This window comes from Microbacterium alkaliflavum, from assembly GCF_044325405.1.
In the GTDB taxonomy this organism is placed as follows: domain Bacteria; phylum Actinomycetota; class Actinomycetes; order Actinomycetales; family Microbacteriaceae; genus Microbacterium; species Microbacterium alkaliflavum.
The window spans coordinates 505,657-522,302 of sequence record NZ_JBIQWL010000003.1; the positions used below are offsets into that span (position 1 = coordinate 505,657).

The following is a 16,646-nucleotide window of genomic DNA, read 5'->3' on the forward strand; positions in this document are numbered from 1 at the left end:
CCGATGAGGAGGCACCATGTCCACACAGCCCCCTGACGGCTCCCAGCCGCCCAGCTACAACCAGCCGCCCGGCTACAACCAGCCGCCGCCCGCCCAGCCCGGCTACCCGGCCCAGCCCGGCTACCCGGCCTACTCGGCCGCGCCGCCGCCCACGCCGCAGTACATGGCGCCGCCGCCTTCAAGCCCCGGACGCACGATGGGCATCGTCGCGTTCATCCTGTCGTTCTTCGTCTCGCTCGTCGGGCTGATCCTGGGCATCGTCGCGCTCGTGCAGAGCCGCCGAGCCGGCCAGAAGAACGGCTTCGCCCTCGCGGCGATCATCATCAGCTCCGTGGCGATCGTGATCGGCGTCATCGTCGGAATCGTCATCGCGATCGGAATCGGTGCCGCCGCGGCGGAGTACGCGCGCCTGTGCGCCGAGTACGGCTCGGGAGTCCACGACATCAACGGCGTGACCGTGACGCTGCAGTGCCCCTCGAACTGATCTGAACGATCCGGCGGCGGTGCGCTCGAAGGAGCGCCCGCCGCCGTCGTCGTTGATCGGGGGTGGGTTCAGTCGATGATGCGGCAGTGCGTCGTCAGTTCTCCGATGCCGTCGATGCCGACCGTCACCGTCGAGCGGTCGCGCAGGAAGATCTGCGGATCGCGCGAATAGCCGGCGCCGCCGGGGCTCCCCGTCGAGATGAGCGTGCCGGGCAGGAGGGTCACCGACCGGGAGAGGTGCGAGATGAGCGTCGCGACGGGCCGCACCATCTGGCCGGTCGTCGCATCCTGCAGGGTGTGTCCGTCGAGGACCGTCCAGATGTGCAGGTTCTGCGGATCGGGCACCTCGTCGGCCGTCACGACATACGGACCGGTCGGGGTGAAGCCGTCGAACGACTTGCAGCGCGACCACTGCGCCTCGGAGTACTGGATGTCGCGGGCCGTGATGTCGTTGACGACCGTGTAGCCCCACACATGGTCGAGCGCGGTCTCGGTGGAGATGTCCTTCCCGGGCTTGCCGATGATGACGCCGAGCTCGGCCTCGTAGTCGATCGACTCGCTGAGCGAGCGCGGCCAACTCGTCGTCGCATCGTGGCCCGACAGGGAGTTGGGCCACAGCACGAAGACCGTGGGCGTCGAGTCGGTCTTGAGTCCGAGCTCGCTCGAGTGCGCCGCGTAGTTGAGGCCGATCGCGAGGATGACGGGCGGGGCGAGCACCGCGGAGGCGAACGCCAGGTCGGAGACGGGATGCCTCGGCCCGGCGCCGTCTGCGGCATCCCGCACACGATCGAGCAGCTCGTCGCCGCCCGCGATGAGCTCCTCCAGGAATCGGGGACCTCGGGGAAGCAGCTCCTCGACCACGAGAGCCTCGCCGTCGCGGATGAGCGCCAGACGGGGAGCTTCGCCCCCAGGACGGGTCACATGGGCGAAGCGCATCCCTCCACGCTACAGGCCGACCGAATCCGTAGGCTGTGCCCATGACGAACGCTGAGTTCAACGAGAGCGATGGTCGACCTCCCGCGTTCCCGTCGCCGCTCGCGCAGCCGAGCCTGACGCCGCCCCCGCCGCTCGTCCAGGCGCCGCACGCTTCGCCCGCTCCGCTGAAGGCCAAGGCGCCCGCTCGGTCCGGCCGCAGCGCACCGCTGTGGATCGGCGGCATCCTCGTGGTGCTGCTCATCGCGCTCGTCGGCTACTTCCTCACGTTCATCGGGACGGGCGCGTCGCTGCTCGGCGCCATCCTGGCGCTCGTCCCACTCGCCGGCGTGCTCTTCGCGATCCGCATCGTCGACCGCTGGGAGCCCGAGCCGCGCGGCCTCGTCATCTTCGCGCTCGCCTGGGGCGCCATCGCCTCGGTCGCGATCGCGCTCGGCGTCGACCTGCTGCTGTCGCTCGTGGTCGGGCCGCGCGACACCGAAGCGGGCGAGATCTTCCAGACGGTCTTCCAGGCGCCCATCGTCGAGGAGTTCGCCAAGGGCCTCGGCGTACTGATCCTCTACGCCATCGCCCGGCGTGCGTTCGACGGCCCCGTCGACGGCATCGTCTACGGCGCGCTGATCGGCGCCGGGTTCGCGTTCACCGAGAACATCCAGTACTTCGCGATCAGCTATCTGGAGGGCGGCATCGAAGAGACATCCGTCACGTTCTTCGTCCGCGGGATCATGTCGCCGTTCGCGCACGTGATGTTCACGAGCGTCACGGGATTCGCCGTCGGGCTCGCCGCCCGCCGCGGCGCGACGACAGGCCAGGCGGTTGGCCCGTGGCTCCTCGGATTGGTCGGCGCGATCGCGCTGCACGCCTTCTGGAACGCCACGGCCGTCTTCACCGACTTCTTCTCGGTCTACCTCCTCCTGCAGGTGCCGTTGTTCGTGCTGTTCATCATCGGCGTCCTGGCGCTGCGGCGCGAAGAGTCGCGTCTGACGCGCAAGCGGCTCGGCGAGTATGCGGCGGCGGGCTGGTTCACGCCGCAGGAGGTCGACATGCTCGCGACGCCCGCGGGCCGGAAGGCAGGGCTCGCGTGGGCGCGCACGCTGCGCGGCGACCGCACGCCGATCATGAAGGGCTTCATCGCGGATGCCACGGCTCTCGCGATGGCGCGCCAGCGCGCCGTCACGGGTCGCGACCCGAACGCCGCGAACGACGAGCGCGACCTCCTGGCCCGCACGGCGGCCGCCCGCGCCGCGCTTCTCTCGGTCTAGCCGAGGGATTCGCCCCGACGGGCGATCGGGTCTTGACCTCCACACGCCGGGTTTGGCACGCTGGTCTCAGACCAGCTCAGCGCTCGGTAGACACGCAGGCATCGCCGCGGCACCGAGCGCTGAGTTTTGTTTCGGGTGCGCCTTTGACCCGGTCGGCGGCGTCGGGTTGGATGGATGTCATGACTGATGACCGCACCAAGCCCGAAATCGACGCACCAGCAGGGCCGGCTCCCGAAGAGCTCGTCATCCGCGACGTGATCGTGGGCGAGGGCGCCGAGGCCAAGCCCGGCGACACCGTGACCGTCCACTACGTGGGCGTCGAGTACGAATCGGGCGAGGAGTTCGACTCGTCGTGGAACCGCGGCGAGAGCATCCAGTTCCCGCTGCGCGGCCTCATCCAGGGCTGGCAGGACGGCATCCCGGGGATGAAGGTCGGCGGCCGCCGCGAGCTCGTCATCCCGCCGCACCTGGCCTACGGCCCCGCCGGCGGCCATTTCCTCGGCGGCAAGACGCTCATCTTCATCATCGACCTCATCGCGGTCGGCTGACGGAAGAACCCATGACACCGAAGGGGGCGGATGCCGGCATCCGCCCCCTTCGTCATGCTTCGACGAGCCGTGGCGAGACGGCCCGCAGCGTGACGCACGCCCACGTGCGGAACGGCCGCCATGCCTCGGCGATCCGCTCGAGCGTCGCGTCGTCGGGTTCGGTGTCGAGACCGTAGAGGTCGCGCACGGCCCCTCGCGTCATCGGCTCGTCGAGCGACAGCACGTCGGCGTGGCCGCACGCGCGCACGACGATGAGGGCGCTGTAGAACGGTCCGATCCCGGGAAGCCGCTGCAGCTCGAGCATCGCCTCGCGCGGCTCGAGCGCGACGAGCCGCGCGACGTCGAGGTCGCCCTCGGCCGCGGCATCGGCGATCGCGTGCAGGCGGGGGATGCGGTCCGCGGGGAGCCCGGGGAGCGACTCGACCTCCCGCAGCTGCGACGGCGTCGGCAGTGCCGCGCGCGTCGCGCCGTCGACTTCGAGCGTCGTGCCGTGCGCGTCGCACAGTCGCCGCCACAGCGTGATGCCCTGCGCCCGCGCGCGCCGCGCCGACAAGACGCACCACACGGCCGCCTCGTAAGGGGAGTGGAACACCCACGGCCGGAAGCCCGGTGCCGCCGCGTGCAGGCGCGCGAGCACGGGATCACCCGCGCAGACACGCGCCCAGGCATCGCCGTCGTGGTCGGCCGAGACGATGCGGGCGACCTGGCGTGCGACGCGCGACGCGTCGACCCCGGATCGCGATGTGCAGTCGATCCGCAGCATGTCGCCGTCCTGCCGCACGGCGACTGCGACGGGATCTTCCAGGGTGCCGTCGAGGCAGAAGGCGAACCGGAGCACGCCGTCGAAGGTGCGCTGCTCGTTGAACCCGGAGCGCATGCGGGCGACCTCCGCGAGGTCGTACGGGCCGGCGATCGGCCAGGTCGTCGTCGACATGATCCGATCATCGCGCCAGGGTGCGACATCCAATTTTGCATTCACGGGAATAGATCTCCGGTAGGGTCGGTTGTGCTGATCAGACCGCGCAGAGCGGGCAGACCTGAGCGAGAAGAGACGACATGACCGACACGACCGCGATCGACATCCCCGGCTACAAGCAGGGCACCTGGGTGCTCGACCCCGCGCACAGCGAGGTGGGCTTCAGCGTGCGCCACATGATGATCTCGAAGGTGCGCGGCGCCTTCGGCGTCAAGAGCGCGACGCTCGTGGCGCCCGAGAACCCCCTCGAGACGACCGTGACCGCTCAGGTGGACGCGACGTCGCTCGACACCAAGGACGAGGGCCGCGACGGCCACCTCCGCTCGGCCGACTTCTTCGATGTCGAGAACCACCCGACGATCGACTTCGTCTCGACGGGCGTTCGCATCGAGGGTGGCGACTTCCTCGTCGACGGCGACCTCACCATCCGCGGCGTGACCAAGCCGGTCACGTTCGACTTCGACTTCGGCGGCTTCGGCGCCGACCCGTGGGGCAACTACAAGGCGGGCGCGACGGCCAAGACCGTCATCAACCGCGAGGACTTCGGCCTCACCTGGAACGCGGCGCTCGAGACCGGCGGCGTGCTCGTCGGCAAGGACGTGACGATCACGCTCGACCTGCAGGGCGCGCTGCAGGCCTGACGCACTTCACCACGAAGGGGGACGGATGACGCATCCGTCCCCCTTCGTCATGCGCGCCTGCGCAGGCGGTCCTGTGCGAGCAGGATGCCGAGGAAGACGATGAGCGCGCCCACCGGCTCGTTCCACGAGACGCTCTCGCCGAGCACCACGACTCCGAGTGCGACGCCGACGACCGGCGTGATGAAGGTGACCGTCGAGGCGCGCGTCGGACCCCACATGCGCACGGTGTTCTGGTTCCAGATGTAGGCCACGCCCGTGCCGAGAGCGCCGAGCAGCACCATGCTGGCGATGATCCACGGGTCGAGGCGCACCGGCGTCGCCGCGACGACGGGCGTGAGTGCGAGCATGATCACGGCGGCGATGCCGATGTTCAGGAACGAGAACACCAGCGCGCTCATCCCCGTGTGCGAGACGAAGCGCCTCATGTAGGCGAGGCTGAAGCCGTAGCACGCTGTCGCGCCGAGAAGAGCGAGCTGCGCCACGAGGCTCTGGCCGAGGTCGACGCCCTGCCATGGGCCGATCACGACGACGACGCCCGCGATGCCGAGCGCGATCCCGGCGACCTGCGCGCGATTGAGCCGCTCGACCCGGAAGACGAGCGCGGCCATGATCGCCGTCATGATCGGCGTCGTCGCGTTGTAGATGCTGCCGAGGCCCGAGCTGACGTGCTGCTCCGCCCAGGAGAAGAGCAGATACGGCGCGATGCAGAACGTCACCGCCAGGACCGTCATGTGGCCCCAGACGCTCAGGCTGCGCGGGAGCGCATCGCGCCGCACGAGCACGAAGACTGCGAGCGTGAGGGCGCCGAGGACGACGCGGCTCCACACGATCTGTGCGGGGGAGAGTCCCTCGAGTCCGACTTTCATGAAGAGGAAGCTCGCGCCCCAGATGATGCCGGTCGCCGCGAACTGCGCCGTGATCGACGCGTTCGACGATGTGCGCGCGAGGTCGGCCGCAGGCGCGGGCCGGGTGGCGGGTGGGTGGGTCACGCGTCAACGGTAGCCACGGCATCCATCGTGGTGACCTGTTCAGGGATGCCACGTCCGGAATCCGCTGATGGTCGGCCGTCCGGCTACGGCACGGGATGCTGGCCGTCGTACGTGCGGAACCGCGGGCTGAGACGCACGAGCAGCGACACGAGCCCGAGGATGATGAAGCCGCCCAGCAGCGGCGGGAACCACAGCGCCGTGAAGGTCGCGAGCGTGCCGGCATAGAGCGCCCCGAGGCGGGGCCCGCCCGTGACGACCACGATGAAGATGCCCTGCAGCCGTCCCCGGATCGCGTCGGGCACGGCGGCCTGGATCATCGTGCCGCGGTAGATGGCGCTCACGTTGTCGGACGCCCCCGACACCGCGAGGCACAGCACGGCCAGGACGATGAGGGCGACGTTCGGCGACTCCGGGCCGACGACGGCGGGAGCGGCGGTCCCGAGGGCCGCCAGCAGGAGGACGACGCCGAGCGCGGCGATCGAGAGGCCGTAGACCTGGATCGCCCGCTCGATGCCGAGGCCCTGGCGGCGCACACGTCCGATGGGGCCGGAGAAGAGGCTCGACAGGAAGGCGCCTGCGGCGACCGCCGCAGTCAGGATGCCCGTCGTGATGGCACCGCCGCCGAGCAGCACCGCGCCGATCGCGGGGAACAGTGCGAGCGGCTGGCCGAACGTCATGGCGACGATGTCGAGGATGAACTGCAGTCTGATGTTGCCGGCGCGCTTGAGGAAGCGCGCGCCGTCGCGCAGAGACTCGAGCCCCGGGCGCACGATCTCGCCCTCGGGGCGGACCGACGGGAGCGTCCACAGTCCGAGGAACAGCGAGGTCATGAGCAGCACGTCCAGCGTGTAGGTCCACGCGTATCCCGAGAAGGCCACGAGCACGCCCGCGAGCGCCGGGCCGGCCATGACCATGATGCCGACCGTGATGCCGTGCAGCGCGGCCGCGGCGGGCAGCAGATCACGGGGGAGCAGCCGCGGAACGATCGCTTCGCGCGCGGCCATCACGATCGAGTTCGCCGACGAGATGACGATGCTGAGGATGTACAGCCACCATTCCGTCTCGAGCCCGCCCCACGCGAGGATCGCGAGCAGGAGCGTCGCGGCGAAGGTGATGGATGCCGCGATCAGCGCGACGCGACGCCGGTCGAAGGCATCCGCGAGCATGCCGCCGTAGAGTCCCGCGATGACCATCGGCACGAGTCCTACGACCGCGATCATCGACACCGCGAACGTCGACTGCGTCAGGTCGTACATCTGCAGCATGACCGCGACGATCGTGAGCTGGCCGCCGAGACCGGAGAGCGTCGAGCCGATCCACATGCGCGTGAACGCCGGGCTCGTCCGGAAGGGACGCAGGTCGATGAAGTGCTCGCGGCGCAGCCGAGGCATCCTCCGTGGCTTCTCAGTCGTCATGAAGGATTCTCGATGCGCACCCTTCCGAGGCTACCGCCCGATCAGGGGGCCGGTTCGCGGAGGCGTCATTCCGGCTGGTAGACTCTTGAGGTTGCCGTTTGATCGGCCGCGGATAAAGAGAGCCCACGCATCAGGCGTCGGGCGCCGCGCAACGAACAGAGAGGGGATCACCTATGGCACTGGATGCAGACGTCAAGAAGGCGATCATCGAAGAGTACGCGACGCACCCCGGTGACACCGGATCCCCCGAGGTGCAGGTCGCGATGCTGACGCAGCGCATCAAGGACCTCACCGAGCACCTCAAGGAGCACAAGCACGACCACCACTCGCGTCGTGGGCTGTTCCTGCTCGTCGGTCAGCGCCGCCGTCTCCTGGGCTACCTCCAGGACATCGACATCAGCCGTTACCGCTCGCTCATCGAGCGTCTCGGCCTCCGTCGATAAGCACGCGCCCAGCGTTCAATCGCGCAGAACATTCTTGAGAAGGCCTCCCCACGGTGTGGGGAGGCCTTCGCCGTTCCCGGGCGCTCCAGACCGTGAGCCTCCACTGGACTGCCGAGCACGTGGGTGTCACCCGCGCCCTCGGCAGTCAGGTGGAGGCTCACGGACTCCGAACGCGGTCAGACGGATGCCGCGGCCCGCGCCGCGACGAGGTCGGCGTGCCACAGCTCGGCCACGTCGGGGTGTGCGCGCAGGCGCGACTTGAGCGCGTTCTGGCCGTAGAGGGAGTGGATCGGGTTGGTCGGGTCCTGCGTGACGCCCCGCGCCTGCGACTTCAGCTCGGCGGGCAGCTCGATGAGCGGCAGCTGCGTGTCGAGCGCGGGATTGAAGAAGAACGGCACCGAGATGCGGTCGTCGGGATAGGCCGGCGAGATGACGCGGTGGTTCGTCGCGACGAGGTAGCCCTGTGTCGCGTACTCGAGCAGCTCTCCGATGTTGACGACGAAGGCGCCGGGCACAGGCGGCGCGTCGACCCACTCGCCGTCGCGCTGCACCTGCAGCCCGCCCTTGCCGGGTTCGATCCACAGGAGCGTCAGCACGCCGGAGTCCTTGTGGGCGCCGACGCCCTGCTGGGGCGCCTCGTCGTCCTTGCCGGGGTAGCGGACGATCTTGATGAGCGTCGAGGGCTCGCCGAAGTGGTCGTCGAAGTACGACTCGTCGGCACCGAGCGAGAGCGCCCAGGCGCGAAGGAGCTTGCGCGCGACGATCGACAGCTGTGCGTGCCACTCGGCGACGACGTCCCGGAGCTCCGGCTGTGCGTCGGGCCAGAGGTTCGGGCCGATGAGCCGTGCGAAGTCCGGCGCCTCGGGATCGTCGACCGCCTCGCGCTCCGGACCGATGTCTATCTGCTCGCGCCAGTCGACCTTGCCCTGCGTGCGCTCGCCGCCGATGCGCGTGTATCCGCGGAAGTGCGGGCTCTTGACGTTCTCGATCGCGAGCTTGTCGTCTTCGGGCAGCGCGAAGAAATCGCGCGCCGCGCGGTGCAGGCGTGCCTCGAGCTCGGGCGTCACCCCGGTGCCGGTGAGGTAGAAGAACCCGACGTCGTGGGTCGCCTCGCGCAGCTCGTCGCGGAAGCGCTGCGCGGCCTCGACGCCCTGATCGAGTTGCGACAGGTCGAGGATGGGGAGGTTCAGCTCGCTCATGTCCCGAGGCTAGGCCGGGGTGCGGCATCCCTTCGCGTTTGTTGCCGAGGGTTACCGCGCGCGGTCGCTCAGCCGTTCTGACGGGGATCGGGATGCCGCGGCGAGGACGTCTCGCGCGGGCGCCGCGACCCGGTGGGGTCGGAGCGATGGCCCTCGCGGGCGGCGAGCGACGGATCGGCGAACAGCCACGCCGGCCGCGGCTCCACGAGCGGGCGGAAGACGCGCCGCACGGGCCGCGTCGCGAGGCCGAGGGCGATGAGCACCGACGCGACGACGATGATCGGCAGCCACAGCCACGTGGGGTCCAGCCCGCGCAGCACCCCCGTCTCGCGGAACGGATAGAGCACGAACGAGTGGAGCAGGTAGACGTACATCGTGTACTGGCCGAAGTGCGTCCAGAAGTGCGTGCTCCGCGGCACGAGGGCGAAGAACGCGGTCGACAGGACGATGGCCACGAGCATGAGCGCGAGGCGCACGCCGCCCGCCCACCACTGCGTGCCGCCGAGCGCGGAGTAGTTGTCGTCGTAGAACAGCCACTCGTTGAGGTGCATCGCGCGCCAGTCGTCGACGAAGAACCAGGCGACCCAGCCGGCGAGCACGAAGGTCGCGATGGCCGCCGCGAAGACCCACCACTGGCGCCGGGCAAGCAGGCCGAAGCGATCCACGATGTCGTGCTCCTTGAGCCACCAGCCGAGGGTGAAGAACGGCAGCAGTCCGAGGGTGCGTGACAGCGACAGCGTCGAGTCGATGTTGGAGAAGTAGCCGGCGCCGATCGAGATCGCGATCGTCCACAGCAGCGGCCAGCGCAGCAGCGCGAGGTAGGGAAGCACGAGGCGGAAGATGCCGAGCGCGAGAAGGAACCAGAGGGTCCACGACGGCTTCGTCAGATTCGGGGTCGCTCCGCCTTCGACGATCCACTTCGTGAGCGTCCAGAGCGCCTCGAAGATGACGTACGGCAGCAGGATGTCGGTGATGACCCGCGCCATCTGCCGGCGCGGCGGCGAGCCCGACTTGGAGAAGTAGCCCGAGATGATCGCGAACGCGGGCATGTGGAACGCGTAGACGAGCAGGTACAGCCCGAGCGCGACGTCGGAGTCGTACGTCAGCCGCTGCGTCGCGTGCCCCAGCACGACGAGCACGATGCACGCGAAGCGGGCGTTGTCCCAGAACGGCACGCGGCGCCGCGCACGCGGCACGCCCCCGGTCGCGGGGGGCGTCGTGGGTGTCGCGGAATCGGTCATGGCTGGCGCCTGCCACCCTATCCTGGGGTTCCGGCCAACCCGGGCGACCGGCCGGACTCGAAGGAGAGCACCCATGGCTGATGCCCCCGTCGCGTCCGTCTCGACCGGCGCCCTCCGCGGCCTGCGCGACGGCGACGTCGACCGCTACCTCGGCATCCCCTTCGCGGCGCCACCGGTCGGCGACGATCGCTTCGCGCCCCCGCGGCCGCCCGCCGCCTGGGACGAGGTACGGGATGCCTCCTCCTTCGGCGCGACGGCACCGCAGGCGCCGTACGGCGGAGGCCTCGAGAAGTACCTCCCGACGGTCGACATCCCGGGCGACGACGTGCTGACGGTCAACGTCTGGACGCCGGCAGAGCGGACGGATGCCGCGCTCCCCGTGCTCGTGTTCGTGCACGGCGGTGCGCTCGCGAGGGGATCCGCCGCGATCGACGCCTATGACGGGGCGTCGTTCGCCCGCCGGGGCATCGTCTACGTCTCGATCCAGTACCGCCTCGGCCAGGAGGGGTTCGCCGTCGTCGAGGACGTGCCGTTCGACCTCGGCGTGCTCGACCAGCAGGCGGCGCTGCGCTGGGTGCGCCGTGAGATCGCGGCGTTCGGCGGTGACCCCGCCCGCGTGACCGCGATGGGGCACTCCGCCGGGGCGGCGACGCTCACGGCCCTCCTCGCCCTCCCGCAGGCCGGCGACCTGTTCGACCGCGTCATCCTGCAGAGCGGGCCGATGACGGGGCAGTCGCCGCGCAAGGCCGGGCGTATGTCGCGCCTCGTCGCGAAGCGCCTGGGGATCACGCCGACCAAGGCGGGCTTCGCATCGGTCGAGCCTGCGCGGCTCGTCGCCGCGCAGACCGAGGTCGCGGCGGGTGGCTCGCCCCTCGGGCGCGGACCGACCGTCACGCTCGCGATCGGCGACGATGCGGCGCCGGTCGATCCGCTCCGCGCGCTGCTGGCGGGCGCGGGTCGCGGCATCCCGGTGCTCATCGGCGCCACGAGCGAGGAGTACCGTCTCTGGTTCGTGCCCACCGGCGTGCTCACGAAGGTCACGCGCACGACGCTCGAGCTCGCCCGCGCCTCGGCGCGCGTGCCGCGACGGATCGTCGCGGCGCATCGACGCCGCAGGCCCGACGCGCTGCCCGGAGAGATCCTCGGCGAGATCGTGTCCGACATGATCCTCCGCGGCCCGCACACCCGCTTCGCCGACAGCAGGCTGCGGGGCGCCGCGCCGACGTGGATGTACGAGTTCGGGTGGCGCAGTCCCGTCGACGACCTCGGGGCCGCGCACGGCATGGAGCTCGGCTTCGTGTTCGACAGGCTCGGCACTCCCGACGCCATCGCGTTCGGCGGCGCCGACGGCCCGCAGTCGCTCGCCGAGACGATGCACGACGCCTGGGTGCGCTTCGTCGTCGACGGCGATCCGGGGTGGGAACCGTGGAGCTCGCGGCATCCCGTGCAGGTCTTCGATGCCCAGGGGGCGCACCTCGAATACGCGCCGCGGGCCGACGAGCTCCGCGGGCTGCCGACGCGGTAGTCTCGTGCCGCCATGACGACGATCGACGAGGCCCTCGCGCGCGACCGGGCGATCCCGGACATCGACTGGCGCGTGTTCCCGGAGGGAACCGTCCACGACGTGTTCCGCGCACCCAGCGGCGGGCTCGCCCGCGTACGGCTGGGGGATGCCGCGGCCCCGCGCGTCGTGCTCGTGTCGGGTGTCGCGGGGTCGAAGGAGGACTTCGTCCTGCTCTTCCCGCTGTTCGCCGCCGCCGGCTTCCGCGTCGAGTCGTTCGACCTCTCCGGCCACTTCGAGTCGATCGACGCGGGTCCGGAGAACCTCGTGCCGCCGCGGGACCACTACGACTACCGGCTCTTCCTCGACGACCTCGTCGCGATCCTCGAAGACGGCCCGACGCCTGTGCACGTGCTGGGCTACAGCTTCGCCGGGCTCTTGGCCGAGCTCGCGCTCGTCGAGCGGCCCGACCTCTTCGCGAGCCTCACGCTCATGTCGGCGCCGCCTGCGACGGGTCAGGTCTTCCGCGGGGTCAAGCACATCGGTCCGATCTCCGACATGCCGCCGCACCGGGCAGCGGGGCTGATCCTCTGGGGCATCCGGTACAACCTCAATCGCACGCCGCCCCGGCGGATCGCGTTCGTGCGCGAGCGGATGGCCTCGACGCGGCGTCCGGCGATCGACGACGTCGTGGGCCTCATGATGACGATGCCCGACATCGCCGACGAGGTCGCGCGCACCGCCATCCCGAAGCTCATCGCCGTGGGGGAGCAGGATCTCTGGCCCACGGCGCAGCACGCCGAGTACGCCGAGCGCATCGGCGCGCGGCTCGCGATCTATCCCACCGGGCACGCTCCGTGCGAGACGGCCCCCCATCAGCTCGTGCGCGACATGCTCGCTCTGTTCGCCTCAGCCTGACCCCGGACGGCGGGAATAGATTGGCGGGAGACGCGTTACACGAGATACATTCACTTGCATAGAAACGGATGCCAGAAGCATCCGGGAAGCGGGAAGAGATCGTGAGCGAGACCACAACGTGGCCCGGAATGCAGTTCGGCATCTTCTCGGTGAGCGACGTCACCGAGGACCCGACGACGGGGCGCACCCCGAGCGAGGCGGACAAGATCCGCGCGGCCGTGACCATCGCGAAGCACGCCGAGGAGGTGGGCCTCGACGTCTACGCCGTCGGTGAGCACCACAACCCGCCGTTCTGGTCCTCTTCGCCCACGACGACCCTCGCGTACATCGCCGCCCAGACCGAGCGCCTCGTGCTCTCGACCGCGACGACGCTCATCACGACGAACGACCCGGTGAAGATCGCCGAGGACTTCGCGATGCTGCAGCACCTCGCGGGCGGCCGCGCCGACCTCATGATCGGCCGCGGCAACACCGGCCCCGTCTACCCGTGGTTCGGGCAGGACATCCGCCAGGGCCTGCCGCTCGCGATCGAGAACTACAACCTGCTGCACCGCCTGTGGCGCGAGGACGTCGTCGACTGGGAGGGCAAGTTCCGCAGCCCGCTGCAGGGCTTCACGTCCACTCCGCGCCCGCTCGACGGCGTCGCGCCGTTCGTGTGGCACGGCTCGATCCGCACGCCCGAGATCGCCGAGCAGGCCGCGTACTACGGCGACGGCTTCTTCGCGAACAACATCTTCTGGCCCAAGGAGCACTACCAGCGCCTGATCTCGCTGTACCGCCAGCGCTACGCGCACTACGGCCACGGCACGCCCGAGCAGGCGATCGTCGGGCTCGGCGGGCAGGTCTTCATGGCTGCGAAGTCTCAGGATGCCGTCACGCAGTTCCGGCCGTACTTCGACAACGCGCCGGTCTACGGCCACGGCCCGAGCCTCGAGGACTTCAGCGAGATGACGCCCCTCACGGTCGGCTCGCCGCAGCAGGTCATCGACCGGTACGCCGCGATGCGCGACTACTACGGCGACTACCAGCGCCAGCTCTTCCTCGTCGACCACGCGGGTCTGCCGCTGAAGACGGTGCTCGAGCAGCTCGACATCCTGGGCGGCGAGGTCGTGCCGGTGCTGCGCAAGGAACTCGCGAAGAACCGTCCGGCGGAGGTTCCGGATGCCCCGACCCACGCGAACCTCGTGAAGGCGAAGTACGGCGACGAGGCGCCGCGCCAGGCCGTGCCCGGCGCGAACCGCGGCGACAACCTCGTCGGAGCCAGCCCCTACCAGGACACGCCCGCACCCGCGGGCGCCGCGTTCGGCCTCAGCCGGAAGGAGGCGTGACATGACCGCTCGTCGCATCGCCGTCGTCTCGGCGGGACTCTCGAACCCGTCGTCCACGCGGATGCTCGCCGACCGCCTGTCCGCCGCGACCGTCGCAGCCCTTCGACAGGCTCAGGGACCGAATGGAGAAGGAATCGAGGTCGAGGTCGACACGTTCGAGCTGCGCGACTACGCGCACGACATCACGAACAACCTCCTGACGGGCTTCGCGCCGCCGGCCCTCGAGTCGATGATCGGCGCGGTCGTGTCGGCGGATGCCGTCATCGCCGTGACCCCGATCTTCTCGACGAGCTACTCGGGGCTCTTCAAGTCGTTCATCGACGTCATCGACCCCGACGCCCTCACGGGCAAGCCCGTGCTGATCGGAGCGAACGCGGGCACGCCCCGTCACTCGCTCGCGATCGACTACGCCATCCGGCCGCTGTTCACCTACCTGCACGCCGAGCCCGTCTCCACGGGTGTCTTCGCAGCATCGGCGGACTGGGGCGGGTCGGGCGACCAGGTCGCCCCGCTCGGCGAGCGCATCACGCGCGGAGCCCGCGAGCTGGCAGAGGCGATCGCGCGACGGGCTCCCGAGGCATCCGTCGACCCGTTCGACCCGGCGAGCTACCTCGGCGAGGGCCGCTCGTTCGGCCACCTGCTCGGCGGACTTGCCGGCGAGTAAGACGCAGTGAACGGCGCCGGGCGGCGAGAGTCGCCCGGCGCCGTCGCGTCAGCGTCGCACCCCGACCGCGGTGTATTCGGTGTCGGGAGTCGGCGGGGTCGTGAACCGGGCGTTCGTCAGGTACAGGCGGTTGCCGAAGGCGGCGATCGTCGTCGGGACGTCGAACGCCCCGTTCGTGATCGTCTTCACAAGAGTGCCCGCTGTGCCGTCACGATCGAGATCGAACACCGCGACCTGGTTGAGGCCGTTCTCCACCGCGTAGAAGGTGTGGCCGACCACGAGCAGGCCATCGCCGCCCGTGAGGCTGTATCCCCCGAGATCGACGGTGGTCGTGGCCCCGGTCGCGGGGTCGACCCGGAACACGCTCCCCGTCGCAGTCTGAACGATGAGCAGGGCCGCACGGTCGGGTGTCTGCGCGATGCCGTTGGCGTTGAAGCCCTGCTCCTGCACGTAGTCCCCCGTGAGCGGGATCGTCTCGACGGCATTCTGGTCCGCGAGTGCGCCGTTCGCCCCGATGGGCACCTTGTACAGCACGGGATTGAACGAATCCGTGAACCAGGCGGCATCCTTCGTCACGACGACGTCGTTCACGAAGGTCGGCGCGCTCGCGAAGGAGTAGTTCGCGAGCACGTCGCCGGAGCGGGTGTCGACGACCCGTCCGTCGCCGCCGCCGCCCCCGGCCACCCAGAGGCGCCCGCGCGAGTCGACCTTCATGCCGACGGAGTTCGTTCCGGGACCCTGGCTGAAGACTTCGCCCTCGCCGCTGACGAGGTCCACGCGATAGAGATCGCCGTCGACGAGCGAGCCGAAGTACGCGACAGGTGCGGAGCCGATCGCGATGCCCTCCGGCTGGAAGCCGTCGGGAAGGACGATCGGCGAGGGGAACGCGCCGTCCGGCGGGGGAGCGGCGGAGGCCACGGCCGCGGGAGTCGTCAGAGCGAGCGCGGCGGTCAGGGCCGCCCCGAGGATGATGCGGGATCGCCGGAACATGGGTCGGGTCCTTTCGTGCGACGGCGAACGAACACTCCCCACACTGCGCCCGCGTCCGGAAGGGCGCAAGAGCACTCCGTGCTGCGCGGGACTTGAGACGGCGGGCGCGCCGTCGTCGTGCGCAGGGGCTGGGCCTCTTGTCGTCGCGTCGCGGCGGGTCCATCATCAGGTCGGGGCGCGCGAGTGGGCTCGCAGGGAACGGGTCACTGCGCGCGGGCAGGAGTCCGGCCATGCCGGAAGGATTTCCTCGACGCGGTCGACGGCGTGCGGTCACCCTCTTCGTTCTCGCGGTGCTGGGGTTGACGACCGCGTGCTCCGCGCCCGCACCGGCACCGGCCGCCGCCTCGCGTGCGACGCCGACGGCGACAGTGACGGCTGTCCCGGGCTGGCCCTCCGCCATGGCGGCGATCGGCCACTCCGGGCTGACCGGCTACGACAGCAAGGACCGAGGGGTGGACGCGAAGTCCAACTCGTGGGCGACGGGCGACAATCCCGACGTCGACAGCGTCTACGCGCGCATCGTCGCGCAGAACCCCGCGATGACTGGCCACGCCGTCAACCTCGCGGTCGACGGATCCGGAGTCGTCGACCTGCTGCGCCAGGCGAAGGCGCTCGCCTCGATGGATCCGAAGCCCGAACTCATCCTGGTGCAGTCCATCGACAACGACATGCAGTGCGACGGGACGGATGCCGAGCACCTTCCGGTCTACCGTGAGGGGCTCGTCGAGGTCATGGACGCACTCGCCGCCGGCGTGCCCGATGCGACCGTGATGTTCGTGTCGCAGTGGGGGTCGGTCGAGCGCTACGACGCCGCGATCGTGCAGGTCGCGCCGTCGCATGTCGCGGGATCCGGCCCGTGCGACACCGTCGACCCCGCGACCCAGCAGATCGTCCCCGAGAAGGAGGCGGGACTGCAGGCCCTCGTCGACGAATACTTCGCGACGATCGTCGACGTGTGCTCGCAGTACGAGCACTGCATGACCGACGGTGGCGCCATGCAGGGCATGGAGGTCGAACCCGCCGACCTCACTCCCGACTTCAACCACCTCTCGGAGGCAGGGCACGCCAAGATGGCCGCGATCGTGTGGCAGGTGCTCTACGGCGACCAGCAGTAG

17 protein-coding genes are annotated in these 16,646 nt (G+C 70.0%); 10 read left to right on the forward strand and 7 right to left on the reverse strand.

What is annotated here, in order from left to right:
* Window positions 1–16: 16 nt before the first annotated feature.
* The gene (locus ACH3VR_RS11370; RefSeq protein ID WP_397556405.1) at window positions 17–484 is read left to right on the forward strand and encodes a DUF4190 domain-containing protein; all 468 of its coding nucleotides are present in this window, start codon (window positions 17–19) and stop codon (window positions 482–484) included.
* A gap of 68 nt (window positions 485–552) precedes the next feature.
* On the opposite strand, the gene ACH3VR_RS11375 is transcribed toward ACH3VR_RS11370, so the two are convergent.
* Window positions 553–1,419 (reverse strand): fumarylacetoacetate hydrolase family protein, encoded by an 867-nt coding sequence (locus ACH3VR_RS11375; RefSeq protein ID WP_397556406.1) that lies wholly within the window; start codon window positions 1,417–1,419, stop codon window positions 553–555.
* Window positions 1,420–1,460: 41 nt separating this feature from the next.
* On the opposite strand from ACH3VR_RS11375, the gene ACH3VR_RS11380 reads away from it, so the two are divergent.
* Window positions 1,461–2,678 carry a PrsW family intramembrane metalloprotease gene (locus tag ACH3VR_RS11380; RefSeq protein WP_397556407.1) on the forward strand — a complete coding sequence of 406 codons (1,218 nt, stop codon included), beginning with the start codon at window positions 1,461–1,463 and terminating at the stop codon, window positions 2,676–2,678.
* A 179-nt stretch (window positions 2,679–2,857) separates the two neighbouring features.
* Window positions 2,858–3,226, forward strand: coding sequence for an FKBP-type peptidyl-prolyl cis-trans isomerase (locus ACH3VR_RS11385; protein ID WP_397556408.1), 369 nt, complete (start codon window positions 2,858–2,860; stop codon window positions 3,224–3,226).
* Between the two features lie 52 nt (window positions 3,227–3,278).
* Here ACH3VR_RS11385 and ACH3VR_RS11390 read toward each other — a convergent pair whose 3' ends face one another.
* Window positions 3,279–4,160 (reverse strand): DNA-3-methyladenine glycosylase family protein, encoded by an 882-nt coding sequence (locus ACH3VR_RS11390; RefSeq protein ID WP_397556409.1) that lies wholly within the window; start codon window positions 4,158–4,160, stop codon window positions 3,279–3,281.
* Between the two features lie 122 nt (window positions 4,161–4,282).
* On the opposite strand from ACH3VR_RS11390, the gene ACH3VR_RS11395 reads away from it, so the two are divergent.
* Window positions 4,283–4,843, forward strand: coding sequence for a YceI family protein (locus ACH3VR_RS11395; RefSeq protein WP_397556410.1), 561 nt, complete (start codon window positions 4,283–4,285; stop codon window positions 4,841–4,843).
* Between the two features lie 47 nt (window positions 4,844–4,890).
* Here ACH3VR_RS11395 and ACH3VR_RS11400 read toward each other — a convergent pair whose 3' ends face one another.
* Window positions 4,891–5,832: a DMT family transporter gene (locus ACH3VR_RS11400; RefSeq protein WP_397556411.1), complete on the reverse strand. Its 942-nt coding sequence runs from the start codon at window positions 5,830–5,832 to the stop codon at window positions 4,891–4,893.
* A gap of 83 nt (window positions 5,833–5,915) precedes the next feature.
* Window positions 5,916–7,247 carry an MFS transporter gene (locus ACH3VR_RS11405; RefSeq protein ID WP_397556412.1) on the reverse strand — a complete coding sequence of 444 codons (1,332 nt, stop codon included), beginning with the start codon at window positions 7,245–7,247 and terminating at the stop codon, window positions 5,916–5,918.
* 173 nt (window positions 7,248–7,420) lie between these two features.
* Here ACH3VR_RS11405 and rpsO point away from each other — a divergent pair, with 173 nt between their 5' ends.
* Complete coding sequence (rpsO, locus tag ACH3VR_RS11410) at window positions 7,421–7,690, forward strand: 30S ribosomal protein S15 (RefSeq protein ID WP_397556413.1); 270 nt, start codon at window positions 7,421–7,423, stop codon at window positions 7,688–7,690.
* A 176-nt stretch (window positions 7,691–7,866) separates the two neighbouring features.
* On the opposite strand, the gene ACH3VR_RS11415 is transcribed toward rpsO, so the two are convergent.
* Both ACH3VR_RS11415 and ACH3VR_RS11420 read right to left on the reverse strand, forming a co-directional pair.
* Window positions 7,867–8,889, reverse strand: coding sequence for an isopenicillin N synthase family dioxygenase (locus tag ACH3VR_RS11415; protein WP_397556414.1), 1,023 nt, complete (start codon window positions 8,887–8,889; stop codon window positions 7,867–7,869).
* A gap of 68 nt (window positions 8,890–8,957) precedes the next feature.
* Entirely contained in the window at window positions 8,958–10,130 is a 1,173-nt protein-coding gene (locus tag ACH3VR_RS11420; RefSeq protein ID WP_397556415.1) for an acyltransferase family protein, read from the reverse strand.
* A 73-nt stretch (window positions 10,131–10,203) separates the two neighbouring features.
* Here ACH3VR_RS11420 and ACH3VR_RS11425 point away from each other — a divergent pair, with 73 nt between their 5' ends.
* From ACH3VR_RS11425 to ACH3VR_RS11440, 4 genes are all read left to right on the forward strand, one after another.
* On the forward strand, window positions 10,204–11,655 hold the full coding sequence (locus tag ACH3VR_RS11425) for a carboxylesterase/lipase family protein (RefSeq protein ID WP_397556416.1): 1,452 nt from the start codon (window positions 10,204–10,206) through the stop codon (window positions 11,653–11,655).
* Window positions 11,656–11,667: 12 nt separating this feature from the next.
* Window positions 11,668–12,549, forward strand: coding sequence for an alpha/beta fold hydrolase (locus ACH3VR_RS11430; protein WP_397556417.1), 882 nt, complete (start codon window positions 11,668–11,670; stop codon window positions 12,547–12,549).
* Between the two features lie 128 nt (window positions 12,550–12,677).
* Entirely contained in the window at window positions 12,678–13,877 is a 1,200-nt protein-coding gene (locus tag ACH3VR_RS11435) for an LLM class flavin-dependent oxidoreductase (protein WP_397556513.1), read from the forward strand.
* A 1-nt stretch (window position 13,878) separates the two neighbouring features.
* Entirely contained in the window at window positions 13,879–14,541 is a 663-nt protein-coding gene (locus ACH3VR_RS11440; RefSeq protein ID WP_397556418.1) for an FMN reductase, read from the forward strand.
* A 48-nt stretch (window positions 14,542–14,589) separates the two neighbouring features.
* Here the strand turns inward: ACH3VR_RS11440 and ACH3VR_RS11445 are convergent, their stop codons facing one another.
* Window positions 14,590–15,531 carry an SMP-30/gluconolactonase/LRE family protein gene (locus tag ACH3VR_RS11445; RefSeq protein WP_397556419.1) on the reverse strand — a complete coding sequence of 314 codons (942 nt, stop codon included), beginning with the start codon at window positions 15,529–15,531 and terminating at the stop codon, window positions 14,590–14,592.
* A gap of 299 nt (window positions 15,532–15,830) precedes the next feature.
* On the opposite strand from ACH3VR_RS11445, the gene ACH3VR_RS11450 reads away from it, so the two are divergent.
* Complete coding sequence (locus ACH3VR_RS11450; protein ID WP_397556420.1) at window positions 15,831–16,646, forward strand: SGNH/GDSL hydrolase family protein; 816 nt, start codon at window positions 15,831–15,833, stop codon at window positions 16,644–16,646.